This is a genomic window from Nostoc sp. DedQUE08, from assembly GCF_034530895.1.
In the GTDB taxonomy this organism is placed as follows: Bacteria; Cyanobacteriota; Cyanobacteriia; order Cyanobacteriales; family Nostocaceae; genus Nostoc.
Genome location: NZ_JAVRCD010000003.1, coordinates 40196 through 56968, shown reverse-complemented (window position 1 = coordinate 56968; position 16773 = coordinate 40196). Strand labels below are relative to the sequence as shown.

Genomic DNA, 16773 nt, shown 5'->3' with positions numbered 1-16773 from the left:
TCAAATTTCCCCAAAAACCTCAGAAGTAAAGCTTCCATGCAGACCATAGGGGATATGATGCTTCAGATGTAACCGTGCAATTACTCCTTTAGAGAAATCACTAGCATCCAAAATTACCAAATCTGAGCGGTGATGAGCAGCATCATAAACCAAAGCTAATATCCAACCATCATCTTCCTTTTCGGAATTTGGGCGCGGGACAAAAATCGGTTCACCTACAAAACCACGGGGTGCAGCACTCCAAAATTGTCTTTCTCCAGACTCTAAATCAATTTTCAACAATGCTTGTAAGGGAGCATTACCAGTTTCTGCATGAGCCGCACCTATATATAGATATCGATAAGGGCGTCCCACATTCGCCGGATGTATACTGGGAAATTCACAACATCGGCTCTCAATCAATTCCCGCCGTACTATCCCATCCTTTAAATTCAGAGAAAATCGCCAAAGTTGCCCAGGTGAAGAAGCTTCAAAATCAACTTGTCGAAAATCGCTGTTGGGTTCCACTTCTGGCAAATTTTGGTAACAAATGGAGTCAATCAAAACTTCTCCTCCTACCTCAAAAGCATTAACGTGGTGGAAGACAAAACCCGACTGAGTTTCCAGAAATTTTATCTCTTCTTCCCCTGCTTTGGGGAAGCGGGGAATAATTAGAATTTGAGTTGGCTGATTTGGCTGAAATTTGATACATTCTCCTGCCGCACGTATTCCCAAAGCGAAAGGTATGGGATTAAATTTAACAGGATTTTGAAAGAAGATGCAGTAATTAGGAGTAATGACAAAATCGTGAATGAAACAGAAACCTGGAACCTTATGAGCGTGCTGTCTGACAATTTCACCCGCTGGGTTTAGCTCAAAAATAGTAATTGTGGTAGATAATCCCGGCTTAATCGAGAAGTTGACTAGGCAAGGTGCGCCCCCATCTTGCTCACAATTATTTTCCAAGCGGGGATGTGCAGCGAAAGCTTCACCTGCTGACAAAGCACCATTAAAATATTCATTTCCTAGCGTTTCAAGAGTATAAGGATCGAGACGATATGCTTCAGCCGCTTCCCACATTGCTAGCAGTTTACCGCCCCAATAGATAACATTTGTATTGGCGATATTTTTAAGTTTAAAGTTAAAAATATTAGCTAACCAACCGCCGGGTTTTTGAGTACCAAAAGTACCGCGATAGAGAATTTTTCCCGCCTTTTGCTCTGCCAAATAGCCAGTTGTGCGGACAAAGCGATTGCGAAAATGAGCGCGATCGTTTGTAAAGGTAATTTTGCTAATCATTCCATCCCCATCAAACGGGTGATGAAGAGGTTGTCCATTCACATCCAGCAAACCGGGGCCATTTCTAAACAGCGTACCTTGTAATTGTTTGGGAATTTGCCCTTCTATATCATCAATCCAATAATCAAACTCTTCGGTGAGAGATTGATATCCTCCTTGCCAGTCTGCACGGGTGTAGGATTTTTCTGTAACTAAGCTTTCTTGAATTTTCAAATGCATATACTTGGTTTTTTCTGGTTATTTTGCACAAAAATATGTAGCCGCTAATAGTTTTTTTGCGGCTTTACTATGCCGATTGCTAACACGGCAAGGCAGCGCAATGGCTTGAATTGGCGTGAGATTTATTACACTATTCGACTATTTTCGACTCTGGTTCTCTCAGTACCAACTCAGACATCAAATCTGGCAAAAACGCTTGTTCCTCATCTTTGAGTGTCTCAGTTTGTTCTTCAGCAGCAGGTAGCCATTTGATAAATGGTAGGGGTAACAGCGTGCTGAGGTTAGTAATTAACACCAAGAGCCAAAGTGACTCAAAGTTTGTTGAGGTGATTCCCAGCCAATAGGTGATTAATGCTCCGATTGCATGGGAAACCGTTCCGGCTGAATTATAGACTGACATTAACAAGGCAAATAATGTCGCTTCCACACCAGAAGGACAAAGCCTTGCTGTTAGCACCATCACTTGCATAAAGGCAATTTTTCCCATCACAGTCAAAATCAGGCTATCACCCAAACTAAACCAGTGGTCATCTATACCCAATAGCCTGTTTGTGTGAGTTACCAACAACAGCATCGTCATCCCCAAAAGTGACGAAAGGACAGTACTCCAAGCAAAAATCACGCGAAAAGGGATGCTTTTGAGGAAACGCTGAAAAATCCAAACACCTGCCAAAGAAGCGAAACTTCCCACCAAGTTTACTCGCCCCAAAAATTCTGGTTCAAAGTGGAGTTCGTTGGTAGCGAAGTAGAAAAAGGCTGAGTCAGCATTTGGGGTAGCTTGCCAAATGAAGATAAACGCCGTTGGTAGCCAAATTGTTTTTTGGCTAATGGCTTGGCGTAGCTGTTCCAGTTGATGTTTGATTGGTACAGAGTTAGTCTGATTACTATCTTCAGGATCTTTGCTAACGGGGGACTCAGCAATTAACCAAGCCACCCCTGAAACGATCAGAGGAAATAAAGCGGTAATCCCAAAGACGGTACGGGTAGTAAAGTATTGAAGTAGTAGACCGCTACAGTAGGCTGTTATTAAACCTCCGATCGCAGAAGCACCCCAGCACAGAGATTGTAGTGAACCGGCTTTTGCTTGCGATTCGCCTCTGGCTCGTTCCACAACCAACGAGTCAACGATGACATCACTCATGGCGACACTAAGAGAACCAAGAGCGATCGCTAAGGTAGCTGCCCAGCTAGTATGAACTATTGTGGCCAGACTCATCCAAGAAGCAGTTCCCAATATCCCGGATAAAATCAAGTAAGGACGGCGACGATAGCCAAATATAGGCAAGCCATCAGAGATGAAACCAAACACCGGCTTGATCATCCAAGGTAGGAAGACAATTCCCAATAGCGCCGATACCTGGACTGGACTCAGGAGTAGTTCATCTTTGAGAAAAAAGCTAACGGCTAGACGCGATAGCCCTAAAATTCCTTGGACAAAGTAAACGGTGAGAATTGCAATTAACTCTGCATTAGGTTCATTACCCAAGAAGAGTTTTTGTGTTATTGAGTCTTTGACCTTGGACAAGCCAGATGATTGATCTACCATTCGATAAATATTTTTTAAATTTTGTTTACTTGTCTATCATATCGATTCTTAAGAGGTGGGTTTTTTCTCACTTTTTCCTTTGGTTTCTTCTTTGAGTATTATTTAACGTGAGTTCGATGAACCTCTCCCGGACAACCTCCCTCTCCCACGGGGAAAGGGAGGAGCAACGAGAAATTAGGGTTTTGGCTCCCCTCTCCGTGTCGGAGAGGGGTTGGGGGAGAGGTCAAAAAAGGGCTTGTCGAACTCACGTTATTTAAGGCTTTACTAACAACTTTTCTTTCTTATAGCAAGATGTTCTCGTTTCTGAACGGCTATTCGCCTTTGAATTTGGGACATCAAATACAGTTCTATCTACTGCGATAATTTGCTCTAGTTGCTTGTATTAAAAAACACATACAAACTGCTGTTACTGATTTGAGAACAATAAATTTAGAAATCACCAGGGTTTAGCAGTATGGTCAGTATTCCTGGATACGACATAAGTAAAGAAATCTACAATGGTTCCAGAACTCTAGTTTCTTGGGGGTACTGAGAAACTGACTCATTACCTGTAGTAATATAAACTGCTCAAAAATTCATATCCCAGTTTCAGCGATCTGTTGCAGTTTTGCAATCAGTACACAATTGCCAAAAATCTTAACTCAGCTGCGATCGTCCAAATCTACAGTCTGGAAGCGTATCAAAATGGTTATGCGTTACAAGGGTTTTTAACCCTCTGCGAAAGTAGGTTTTGATTGTGTAGGCGTGATTTCCAATCACTTAGGCAAGTAATAAATGAGACTTTTCAAACAACCTCTAATAGCAAGAATTGGTTGAAACGGACTAATAAAGTATTTTTAGTCCGTTTCAACCAACTTGAGCTAATAGCCTGAAAATAAATTTTCGGGCGGTTTTTAAGCTTTTGTAACAGCTTTTAAGATGGTGGTTCTACACATATTCATATCGGGAATTAGGAATACTTAACATCTAGAAAAGGCAGTTGCTTGGAACCATTAGCGCCAATAACTTCAATACCTTGTTTGCCACGAATGCCGTCTACTGGCAGAGAAACTATATAAGGTGCGATCGCTGGTAGTCCAATTCCGGGCAAAGTACCAACGACCTCAACTCCCCAATATTCAGGTTGCTGGACGTATACAAGTGGCACAAGATTCACTTCCAAATTCAAGTATGGTTTCGTTCCACTGACAACTAAAATATAAGTGTCTCTTACTATACCAGGACGAATTTCTGCTTCTTCAAAGTCAATTAATCGAGATGACTCTGGTTTTGGTAAAGCTCGGAATTGACTAAGACTTTGCTCTAATGTACTCATTTTTTCTCCTTTAGAAGAACTATGTTGTTGAAGCAACTAATTAAGGAGATAACAAGATATTTTCAATCTTGTACCTTCAACTTTTTAGTTTCTTAGTTAATTCATCAAGCTAGAAAGCAAAGTTTATGCAATGCCAACTTATTCTTTACATTTATTTATCAAGCTCAGAAATTACCATACAAGGTGGTTAATCTAAAAGAATCCTTGCATTGACAGTGATGTACCATCGATCTCTTCGTTTGCGATCGCAGATCCTTGAAATCATCAGAGTTCCTACATTATCCGAATAACGATCTCAAACAGTTCGCGTGCAGAGATACCATCGGGGGTGAATTATATGCAGCTTCACAAATAAACGGTATTACAGCAGTTTTCATGTATTTGAATCATATCTGTCGTAGGGACGCAAGTCCTTGTACCCCTACTGCGTGGTCTATTTACCTGAAAATAGCTGTAAACAAAAAGCACATACTACGTTAAATCGATACACAAACAATTGTAAACGCATACAATACTGATTGTATGAAGAATTAATGAAGTGAAGAGGAATAAATTTATATATCTATAAGTACTATAAAACTCATATTTTATTTTTGAAAAAAACTCAGTACAACTTTATTCCTTCTTCCCAGTCCCCAGTCCCCAGTCCCCAGTCCCCAGTCCCCAGTCCCTAGTCCCTACGATTAACTCAGAAATCAAATCAGATTGCTATAGTTGACCTTCACTGTCATCTATATGAATACTATACTGATGCCAATTTAAAAAATTTTTGCTAATCAGAACGCACACTCGCACACTCTCTTATATCTATATATTGATATTGCATTCTTTTTTCAAATTGGCATGGTTAAAGAAATCCACTATATTAATACGCCTTCATTTCCTGACGACTGTTTTTTTGAATAAAAATCTATTTTTGTCCAAAACTTCCTAATATAATCGAGTTTCAGATTCACCGTCCTCAGTAATTTCTTGGCTATGGTTAGGACGGGCTACGCCTACGCTACGAGAGTATGTTTGGTGGAGGTTATTCTTAAGTAGCTCTTGATAATATGGCAATCCTTTGGAGCGATCGCTTTCAACTCCTGTAACTTATCGTCACAACCTCACAGTATAACCCCAGATTTCAAAAACTCTTACAGCTTGTTTGTTTACTAAGGGCAACGACACGCTACACGAGCAAATAAAACAACTGTTTAGCTGCTGTTTAGCTGCTGTATTCTGGATTATTAGTGGTTTTCAGACATGAAGAATATATAAAGATAAGTACTGAGATTATACCGATCGGCAAATAATGTAAAGAGTATGCAAAGATATGTCTATAAGTGTGGACATCTCAGTAAATCTTCAGATATGGTTATCAAAGTGTTATTTAGATGTTCCCTATTTTTAAGCTACACACTTACGGGCAATAGCCCACAACAACTGCATAAAAATTATTTCCCTATCGAAAGTGAATTATTCTCTATATTTACCACAGTAGGGCTACGCTTTGAGAAGAAATATGAAGTGTGGGTTTTAGGTATTCAAGCTTGATTTTTCGACACTTTGTCAGTGATGGCTGGGTTGATCTGCGGATCGAGAATGATAAAAAAAGTGTGAAACCATCTGTTTTCCTAAATACACGCTCATAAATATGTACAATGCTAAGACTTAGATAGTCTTAACTAGCATTATTAACGGGTACACAAATAACGAATGAAAAAGGAAATAGGGAATAGGCAAAGAATTTAACTTTGAATCTCCTGCCTCCTAACTTTTTCAAGTCAGTTAGATAAGTCCTACTTACAAGCTCATCAATAGGGTAAATCTTCGAGAAAATGCTAACCCTCAAGGGTGGCATAACAGTATGTCGAAAGCGTCAACTCTCGGCGATTTCCGTGTGTCCTCAAACAACATTAACAACAAGTTAATAGCTGAAGTTACTCAAAATATCGATTCAGGAAGGTAAGAGTTATGGTGAATATCATTGGAACCAACGGTAAAGATACTCTATTGGGTACTCAGGACGCAGATACAATTAACGCTAAAGTGGGTGATGATATCATCGATGGCAAAAATGGCAACGACCTTTTAAGCGGTGATGCCGGAAATGATACCCTCATTGGTGGTGCAGGCAATGATACTCTCCTTGGTGGTACGGATAACGACTCCCTCCGTGGTGGTACAGGTAACGACTCTCTCCGTGGTGGTACTGGTAATAATCTGGTGCGGGGTGATGAGGGAAATGATACCCTTGATGCTTCCTATTCTTCTGGAAATAACATCCTCAGTGGAGATGCAGGAGATGACTACCTTGATATTAGCTATTCTGCTGGCAACAATACGGTTTCAGGCAAAGACGGCGATGATTCCTTTTACGCCGATGAAGTCCGGGGTAGAAACACTCTAAATGGAGGCGCTGGTAATGATGACTTCCATTTGTCCGCCTCAAAAACTGCCCCCTCTTCCTTAACGACTCAAAGTGTAAATGGAGAAACAGGTCAGGATTCTTTGTCTGTATATTACACCCGTGCTACTAAAGGAATCACTTCGAGTTTCGATGCTGCTACTAACACTGGCTCAATTCAGGCTGGCACAAATCGGATTAACTACACCAATATCGAACAATTAGAAATTAGAGGTACAACCTACGCTGATTTTATTGTCGGAAGCAATGGCAACGATTTACTCTTCGGAGGCAGTAGTGGCAACGATTCAAATTATGGCAATGATACAATTTTTGGCGGTGAAGGTAACGATTACTTGAATGTTGATTATTCAACAAGCGATAACATCCTTAACGGTGGTGTTGGTAACGATCAATTCAGTGCTACCTCTTCAACAGGCGATAACATCCTCAATGGAGAAGATGGCAGTGATAATCTCTCTGCGTCTAAGACAGATGGCAATAACACCCTCAACGGTGGTGCTGGTGACGATCAATTAGATGCTAACTATTCAACAGGCGATAACATCCTCAATGGAGGAGATGGCAATGATTCTCTTAGTGCCTCTCGCGAATACGACTATTCCGCCTCTTTTACCTCTGGTGATAACACACTCAATGGTGGTGCTGGTGACGATCAATTGAGTGTTAACTATTCAACGGGCGATAACATCCTCAATGGAGGGGATGGCAATGATTCTTTCTTTGCCTCTGGCTACTATGACGACAAAAAAGCCGAGGGTAGGTTTGGTAATAACATTTTCAATGGAGAGAATGGTAATGATTCCTTCTCTTTCGTCCTATATACTTCTCCACTTTCCTTAGCGACTCAAACAGTAGATGGGGGAACAGGTAACGATTTGTTGAGCGTTTCGTATATCTATCCTAGTGGGGGAATTACAACAACATTCAATGCTGCTACTAACACTGGCTCGATTAAGGCGGGCACGGATCTGATTAACTACAAGAATATCGAAGGATTACATATCTCAGGTACAGCCTACAATGACTTGATTGTGGGGAGTAATGGCAACGATACTATCTCGCTCTACGGGAGTAGTAGTGGCAATGATACTATCGATGGCGGAAAAGGTGATGATTTATTAGAAGGCTATTATTACAGTAATTCTAGCGGGGGTGAGGGAATCACTTCGACATTCAATGCTGTTACTAACACTGGCTCCATTACATCAGGCACGAATCAGGTTAGTTACAAGAATATCGAACGATTAAATATTTCAGGTACAGCCTACGATGATTTGATTGTCGGGGGCAATGGCAACGATACACTCACTGGAGGCGATCGCGGCAAAGATACTATAGATGGAGGGAAGGGTGATGATTTGTTGTCTTTCTATAACTATTCCATCGGCCAGGGAATCACTTCAACATTCAATGCTGCTACTAATGCTGGTTCGATTACAGCAGGCCCGAATCAGGTGAGCTACAAGAATATCGAACAATTAAATATCTCAGGTACGAACTACGATGATCTGATTGTGGGGAGCAATGGCAACGATACCCTGGCTGGGGGACGCGGAAATAACACGATTCTCGGCGGTACAGGTAAGGATTACTTGAGTGCTGACTATTCAAATGGGAATAATTCGCTCTCTGGTGGTGATGATAATGATTCTCTGAACGTCTCTGGCTCCTACGACGACTACCGAGGCGATTTTGATCTCGATGCAATCTCTGGTAAGAACACCCTCAATGGTGGCGCTGGTGACGATAACTTAGTTACTGACTATTCATCAGGCAATAACCTACTGAATGGGGGCGATGGCAATGATACTCTCACAGCCGCTGGTTCAGCCTCCTTATATTCCTCATACGGAGCTTATACTGTCTCTGGCAATAACACGCTCAATGGTGATGCTGGTGACGATCGCTTGATTGTTGACTATTCATCAGGCAATAATCTACTGGATGGAGGCGATGGCAATGATACTCTCACAGCCTCTGGCGCTTCTGGTAAAAACACCTTCAAAGGTGGCAAAGGTAATGATAACCTTTATGGAGGAGCTGGTACTGATACCTTTGTTTTCAATAGTTTCAATGAAGGCATTGATAATATTTATAATTTCAACGCGACTAATGAACTGATTCAGGTATCAGCTGCTGGTTTTGGTGGCGCGTTATCATCAGGTTTACTCTCAGCTAGCTCTTTTACCCTTGGAACATCTGCAACAACCAGCAATCAGCGAGTTATCTATAACAACACTACAGGCGCACTATATTTTGACCAAGATGGTAGTGCGGGTGGATTTGCTCAGGTACAATTTGCACAACTATCTGGTGGAGTGTCACTAAGTCAAAATAACTTGGTAGTTGTTTAATCCTCAACCCCACAGTCAAATAGAAATCTTCAGAATGCGAGGTGCTTAATATAACGCCTCGCATTCGATTCATCAATGGAATTATTAAACCACGCGGCAGAATAATTATTCTAATCGGTGCAAATAGGGAGGCGAGGTGCTAGCGCCCCGCTTTGCTAAGGCGCTTCCTTCCGTGCAAAGAGCAAGCAATTGCCCATCTCTTTTAAGAGCGATCGCTTGTAAATTATTGAGAGACCAACAAAAAGCCTTAAATTGAATATACAGTAGATTTCAAGCTGTAAAGTAAACAAGCTAAATCTGTTACTCAGATATAAAGCGTGTTTTACTCCTGAATTCTGACTTCTGAATTCTGAATTCTGAATTCTGCTGTATCTATTCAGTTTAAATATAAGCTCTAGAAGTGTGGTGTCCAGAAAAAAAGCCAGTCAGATTACTCAAGTCTTGAAGAGTCAGCAGAAAGCTAAAGAAGCTTTTAGTGTAGTACCAAGACTAACCAACCGTCGCTACGCACTCATCGCATTAATTCTCGGCTTGATAATTGTTGCTTGCACTAACACATATCAATCCTCGCCTTCCCCATTTAATAAGTTATCCAGTGAAAGTACCGATTTAAGGATTTGGTGGGATAAAGGTTTTACTCAGGAAGAGGATGAAGCCCTCAAGCAACTAGTTAGTGAGTGGGAAAAACAAACTGGCAACAAAATCAAGCTTTCTTTATATTCCACAGATGAGCTAACACGGAAGATTCAAAGAGAAATTCAGGCTGGCAACCTACCTGATATTGTTACCAGTTATACTGCCGATCGAGAAATTATTCCCCGTTTAAGTTGGGAAGGCAAACTAGCAGATGTATCAGATGTAATTGAGCCACTTAAAAATTTTTACCCAGAAAAAATCCTCAAAACTGTTCAGTCTTATAACAATGTTACTCAAAAGCGAAGCTACTATGCTCTGCCAATGAGTCAAGCAACTATTCACATTTTTTATTGGCGAGATTTGCTAAAGCAAATAGGTCGTAAAGAAAGTGATGTACCAAAAGATTGGGATGATTTTTGGGAGCTTTGGAAACAAATACAGGATGACTTGCGGACAAAACAAATACCAGATAAAAAACAGAATATTTATGGGTTAGGATTTACTTTCGGCATTAGTTCTGCTGATACATACTATTTATTTGAGCAGATTTTAGAAGCATACGACGTGCAAATTTTAGATTCTATGGATAAACTCCTCCTTGACGAGCCGAAAGTGCGTCAAGGCATTATTAACAGCTTAAAATGGTACACAAATTTTTATCAGCAAGGCTATGTCCCACCAGATGCTATAAATTGGTTGAATCCAGATAATAATCGTAGCTTACTCAATCAAAGCGTGGTGATGACTCCTAACAACTCGCTTTCAATTCCTGCTGCTGTGCGGCAAAACCCCGATACATATTATCAAAAACTTGGGATCTTAGAGTTTCCAAATAAACCCAATGGCTTGCCAATGCGCTACTTAATTACGGTGAAGGAAGCGTTTTTATTTGCCGATTCTCAGAAACAGAAACTAGCTAAGGAGTTTCTTGCATACTTAATACAACCAGAAGTGATGGGAAATTATCTCAAGGCTTCTGGAGGCCGTCATTTACCAGTTTTAACATCAGCGTGGGAAGATCCTTTTTGGAAAAATTCCAAAGATCCTTATCTCTCGACTGCCATTAATATATTTCTCAACAGAGAAACTCGCTCATTTTATTTTGTCCAAAACCCAGCCTATAGCTTGGTTTTAAAAGATAATGTCTGGGGTAAGGCGCTCAATCGAATTGTTGTAGATAAAATTTCTCCAGAGCAAGCAGCTGATGAAGCGATCGCCCGAATTAAGCAAATTTTTGACCAATGGCAGTAAGCTTTTATAAATATGACATTTAAAACAAAAGCTAGTCAAATTGCTAAAGGCTTTCATAATCAGCCGCAATATTACTATTATTGCAGATATGTGTTCATCGTATTGACACTCAGCTTGATAATTATTGCTTGTAGTAACACCTCTCAATTAAAACAATCTTCAGTCACCCATTCCCCTACTGACAACACCGTTTTAAAGATTTGGTGGGATAAAGGTTTTACTGTCGATGAAGATGAAGCAATCAAGCAGTTGGTGAGCAACTGGGAAAAACAAACTGGTAATCAAGTCAAGCTTTCCTTCTACATTGGCGATGAGCTACCGCAGAAGGCGCGTAGGGCCATTCACGCAGGTAATCCACCCGATATCATGATGAGTTACGGCGCTGAAAGAGCGTTGAATCCGCATTTGGCTTGGGAAGGGAAACTAGCGGATGTAACGGATGTAATTGAGCCAGTCAAAAATCTTTATCCTGAATATGCCCTGCAAGCTATTAATTATTATAATAATGCTGCAAAAAAGCGAAGCTACTATGCAGTTCCAATCAATCAGGCAACGGTTCATATTTTTTACTGGCGAGACTTGCTAAAGCAAATAGGTCGCAGTGAAAGCGATATCCCCAAAGATTGGGATGGTTTTTGGGACTTTTGGAAACAAGTACAAAACGAACTGCGGGCAAAACAGCAAAAACAGGATATTTATGGGTTAGGTTTTCCTTTTTCTACTGGAGCTTCAGATACCTACATCTTTTTTGAGCATATTTTAGAAGCATACGATGTGCAAATTCTTGACTCCAACGGTAAACTGCTAATCGACGATCCAAAGGTGAGACAAAAAATTGTCCAGGCATTAGATTGGTATACCAAATTTTACCAACAAGGTTATGTGCCACCAGATGCACTCAATTGGTTAAATCCAGATAATAATCGCAGCTTGCTCAACCGTGTGGTGGTGATGACTCCTAACAACACCCTCTCAATTCCTTGCTCTGTGCGCCAAGATCCCGACACCTATCGCCATAAGCTTGGTATTTTAAAATTTCCCAACAAACCCAACGGCAAGCCAATGCGTTATCTACTCACACTTCGGCAAGCAGTTTTGTTCGCCGATTCCCAGCAACAGAAAAAAGCTTTGGATTTTCTTGCATATCTCACCCAATCACAGGTGATAGGTAAGTATCTGAAAGCTGCTGGAGGTTGTAATTTACCTGTCATCAAGACACTTTGGCAAGACCCATTTTGGAAAAACCCAGCTGACCCACACGTTTCAACTGCGGTCAAGACGGTGACGGAAGGTTCAACGCGGTTGTTTTATTATGTCCAAAACCCGGCATACAGCGTAGTGTTAGAGGAGAATATCTGGGGAAAAGCTCTTAATCGAATAATTGTAGATAAAATTTCTTCAAAGCAAGCAACTGATGAAGCAATTAAGCGGATAAAACAGATTTTTGCTCAATGGTAATCAATAATTATTTATATTAACTACAGGAATAATCAATCTACATGAATAATAAAAAAGATAAATATCTTTAGAATAAGAAACAAGTTGTAAATATATGAACTTCTGGAATCAGCACCTAACTATTAAAGTTGCCAGTTCCTTCTTATTCCTATCCTTAGTAACTGTAGGTGTAGTAGGAGGATTTGCTTTTATCAATGCGAGGGAAGCTTTGAAGCAAGCTGCTTTTGAACGGCTCAGTGCTGCTGCCACTCTCAAAGAAGAAGAAATTACCCGTTGGTTTGAAGACCAAGAACGAGACTTTCTCTTAGTAACTCAGTTTCCAGACGTACAAAATAATTTTCAAATCCTTTTAAATTCCAAACCCGCCGACGCAAATTATCGAAAAGCTTACAAAGTTCTCTCAGATTATCTTGCAAATATGGCTACAATCAAGCCAAGTCTGGGAGAAATTTCCATTCTTGACCGGAGCAATCGGATTATTTTATCTACTAACAAACAGCGTGAAGGTCAATATGAAATTTCAGCTAACATCACCTATATTGAACAGATTCAGCCAGGAGACTCTTTTGCCCCCATCTTTTATGCCTCACCGATTACTGGTAAGCCATCAGTTACTTTTGCAACCCCTCTACGTGATGCAGCCAAGGTACGTCAAGGTGTTCTTTTAGCCGATCTAAATTTAGGCAGAATAGATCAAATTGTACGAGAACGTACAGGCTTAGGTAAGAGCGGAGAAACTTATTTAGTTGGTTCTTTAGTAACTAAAAACGCTTTTATTTCTAAAGATAAAAATAAAACACCGGACTTTTCTCAAGGAGTTAGCAGCCAAGGTATTGATGCAGCAATGGGTGGAATTAGCGGTCAAGGACTTTATCCAAACTATGCTGGAGTGTTAGTAATTGGAGTATATCACTGGCTCAATGACCAAGACCTAGCCTTAATGGTGGAGATGAACCAGGAAGAAGCCTTTGCGCCGGCTCAACGATTAGCAGGAACGATGATGCTAGTGGGATTCTTATCAATGGGATTTCTATTGATTGGAGTGTCTTGGCTAACGCGACAATTAAAAATTTCTGGCGAACAGTTAGAGAATTATAGCCATAGATTAGAACTAAAAGCCAAAGAAGCCGAAACTGCCAACCGTGCCAAAAGCGAATTTCTTGCAAACATGAGTCACGAACTTCGTACTCCTCTCAACAGCATCCTTGGCTTTACTCAGCTAATGATGCGCGATTCTTCTATCAATGTTTCTCAGTTGGAACATTTAGAAATTATCAGTCGCAGTGGAGAGCATTTGCTTACCTTGATTAATGATGTGTTGTCAATGTCCAAAATTGAGGCGGGTTTAACGACACTGAATAACAATAGCTTTGACTTGTACACTCTACTTGATTCACTTGAAGAGATGTTTCAAATTAAAGCGGAATCCAAAGGTTTACAGTTGATGTTTGAACGCAGACCGGAAGTTCCTAGATATGTGCATACAGATGAAAGTAAATTGCGTCAAATCTTGATTAATCTCCTTGGTAATGCTATCAAATTTACTCAAGAAGGTGGCGTCAGTTTACGAGTTAGAATGAAGGAAGAAAGTAGACTACAGCAACAAGAAGGGACACAAGTAATAAGAAACTCCCATCCTTCATTCTTCTGGCTTCATTTTGAAGTTGAAGATACTGGGACAGGGATTGCACCTGCCGAAATTGAAAAGTTGTTTAAACCCTTTGTTCAAACAGAAGCAGGTCGAAAATCTCAGCAAGGAACAGGTTTGGGTTTAACTATTAGCCAACAATTTGTGCATCTAATGGGGGGAAGTATTACTGTTAGCAGTACTTTGGGACAAGGAACGATTTTTTCTTTCGATCTGCAAATTAGTCTAGCAGAAGTAGCTGAAGCTCCAATTCTACAGCTAAAACGACGAGTAATTGGTTTAGAGCCTAATCAACCAAAATACCGGATTTTAGTAGTTGAAGATAAATGGGAAAATCGCCAACTCTTAGTCAAGATGCTAGTATCGCTTGGCTTCGAGGTACGCCATGCTGAAAATGGTCAAGAAGGGGTGACTCTTTGGGAAACTTGGGAACCACAACTGATTTGGATGGATATGCGGATGCCTGTAATGGATGGGTATGAAGCTACTAAACAAATTAGAGCTACTTTAAAAGGTCAAGCTACTGTGATTATTGCCCTAACTGCTAGTGCTTTTGACGAGGAACGCTTTGTGGTTTTATCGGCTGGCTGCAACGATTTTGTACGTAAGCCGTTCCGAGAAGAAGTAATCTTGAATATGATGTCTAAATATTTAGGGGTGCGTTATGTATATGCAGATAAACCCCTTCAAAAAGACGAATTTGCTGAAAATTCTGACCTGAAACTTTTATCATTAGAAGAGATGCTGGCTCAGATGCCCACTGAGTGGGTAGCACAGCTCCACCAAGCGGCACTGTGTACTGATGAAAAGCTGATTTTTAGCTTGCTTGAGCAAATTCCTGAAGAATCTGCTCTTTTGACAAACACTCTGTCTGATTGGGTTAATAACTTTCGCATTGATAAAGTTATTGATTTAACACAACTGTAAGAAATGATTTTTGAATCAAAATTCAAAAGTCAAAACAAGAAAGTGGGGGATTGAGACCTGCCACTAATTACATATCGCTAAATCTTCGTGTAGTGAATGCACTAGAAGATTTGGTAGGGATCTTATACTAAACTCATTGATTTACCAGTCGGACTCCAATTAAATTCTGAATTCTGATTTCTGACTCCTGAATTATTTTCTAATAAATTATTTCTAATAAATATGGATAACCATCAAGTTCAGCTACCAAAAGCAAATATTCTTGTTGTTGATGATACACCCGATAATCTGCGACTTTTATCCGCTATGCTAACTCAGGTTGGCTATGAAATTCGGAGAGTTATTAACGGACAAACAGCTTTGAAAACAGCACAAGCTGCACCGCCCGATTTAATTTTGCTTGACATCATGATGCCAGAAATGAATGGTTATGAAGTCTGTCAACATTTGAAAGCCTCAGAGAAAACCCGCGACATTCCGGTGATTTTTATTAGCGCCTTGGATGAAGTTTTTGACAAAGTTAAAGCTTTTGCAGTTGGAGGGGTAGATTACATTACCAAACCTTTTAGTGAAGAAGAGGTTTTTGCGCGTGTAGAAAATAACTTGACTATCGGAAGGTTGCAAAAACAACTGACCCAGCAAAATATCCTTTTGCAACAGGAAATTAGCGATCGCCAAAAAGCAGAATCAGCCCTGCGCCTCAGTCAGTTTTATTTAGATAAATTTAAGGATTCTATCTTTTTTGTAAATTCGGATGCCCAGCTTGTCTACGTGAATGAAGCAGCCTGTCGTCATCTTGGCTACTCCCGCGCCCAATTGTTGACCATGACTGTTTACAATATAGATCCTAATTTTTCGACGGTTACTTGGCGATCGCACTGGGAAGAAGTTAGACAGAAAAACTCTCTCACTTTTAAGTCTAGTCAACGAACCCAAGATGGTCAGGACATAGTCGTGGAAATAACTGTTAATTATCTAGAGTTAAACGGACAGGAGTACCATTGTGCTAGTGTCCGCGATATCACCTCCTAAGAGACTTCCAATAAAAAAAATATTCCATCGCTTTGAGGGCAGGGGAGCAGGGAGCAGGGGGAGAGAAAGTCGTTTTGATGAATGTGAAATGGGATAATTTATTTTCTAGAAGTCCTTTAATAACATCATTTCAGCAAACCGCTAAAGTATTTTGTATCAAAAGTTCTGTAAATAAATAAGTAGTCTGAGATTGCTAGAAGATACCTTTAGTCAAGGCTTCTAATCTAAAACTGCTAACACAGGTGGGAAAATAGATGTTTTCTGACGTTAGCAACATTTTTTACATAAATTAATAAAACTTTAATGGCAAAATTCCTGACAAATTATGACTTTTTCATGCTGTTAAAAAGTGAGTGATTCACTAAATTAAAGGTATGGTCAAAGTAAACTTCAATCCAAAACCTCAAGAAGGTCTAACTAAGTAGAAGCAGAAGGTAAAAGCCCAACAGTAACAGGTTCTTCTGATTTGCATTTTACATTTAATTATTTCCTCTTACTGAGTTGATTATGTGGATTGAATTGAATCGGCGAACAAAAGTGTATTGTCCATTGCAACCATGTTGTTATCATCTCTGATATCTGACAGATAATCATAGATAGCATCAAAAATCAAGCAAAGAAATGTTTGGCTACTGCATCAAGTCTGCAAAGTATGCCCAAAAAAAATACTTCAGGAAAGAAAATAAGATGCGAAAA

At 40.2% G+C, this 16773-nt stretch carries 8 protein-coding genes and 1 pseudogene; 6 read left to right on the top strand and 3 right to left on the bottom strand.

Translation table 11 applies throughout. The features are described 5' to 3' along the window. Together RMY64_RS02795 and RMY64_RS02790 are read right to left on the bottom strand one after the other, a co-directional pair. A complete protein-coding gene (locus RMY64_RS02795; protein ID WP_322699249.1) occupies positions 1-1497 on the bottom strand; it encodes a carotenoid oxygenase family protein in 1497 nt (498 codons plus the stop codon). A gap of 130 nt (positions 1498-1627) precedes the next feature. Next, entirely contained in the window at positions 1628-3043 is a 1416-nt protein-coding gene (locus RMY64_RS02790) for a folate/biopterin family MFS transporter (RefSeq protein WP_322699248.1), read from the bottom strand. A 454-nt stretch (positions 3044-3497) separates the two neighbouring features. On the opposite strand from RMY64_RS02790, the pseudogene RMY64_RS36735 reads away from it, so the two are divergent. Next, positions 3498-3741, top strand: a pseudogene (locus RMY64_RS36735) (hypothetical protein); the annotation flags it as partial. A gap of 251 nt (positions 3742-3992) precedes the next feature. On the opposite strand, the gene RMY64_RS02785 reads toward RMY64_RS36735, so the two are convergent. Next, positions 3993-4358: a hypothetical protein gene (locus RMY64_RS02785; RefSeq protein ID WP_322699247.1), complete on the bottom strand. Its 366-nt coding sequence runs from the start codon at positions 4356-4358 to the stop codon at positions 3993-3995. A 1956-nt stretch (positions 4359-6314) separates the two neighbouring features. Between RMY64_RS02785 and RMY64_RS02780 the strand changes: the two genes are divergently transcribed. From RMY64_RS02780 to RMY64_RS02760, 5 genes are all read left to right on the top strand, one after another. Next, positions 6315-9125: a calcium-binding protein gene (locus RMY64_RS02780; protein WP_322699246.1), complete on the top strand. Its 2811-nt coding sequence runs from the start codon at positions 6315-6317 to the stop codon at positions 9123-9125. Between the two features lie 405 nt (positions 9126-9530). After that, positions 9531-11012 (top strand): ABC transporter substrate-binding protein, encoded by a 1482-nt coding sequence (locus RMY64_RS02775; protein ID WP_322699245.1) that lies wholly within the window; start codon positions 9531-9533, stop codon positions 11010-11012. Positions 11013-11024: 12 nt separating this feature from the next. Next, positions 11025-12470: an ABC transporter substrate-binding protein gene (locus tag RMY64_RS02770; RefSeq protein ID WP_322699244.1), complete on the top strand. Its 1446-nt coding sequence runs from the start codon at positions 11025-11027 to the stop codon at positions 12468-12470. Between the two features lie 94 nt (positions 12471-12564). Continuing rightward, positions 12565-15045 (top strand): hybrid sensor histidine kinase/response regulator, encoded by a 2481-nt coding sequence (locus RMY64_RS02765; protein ID WP_322699243.1) that lies wholly within the window; start codon positions 12565-12567, stop codon positions 15043-15045. Between the two features lie 222 nt (positions 15046-15267). Continuing rightward, positions 15268-16077: a response regulator gene (locus RMY64_RS02760; RefSeq protein ID WP_322699242.1), complete on the top strand. Its 810-nt coding sequence runs from the start codon at positions 15268-15270 to the stop codon at positions 16075-16077. The last annotated feature ends 696 nt before the right edge of the window (positions 16078-16773 follow it).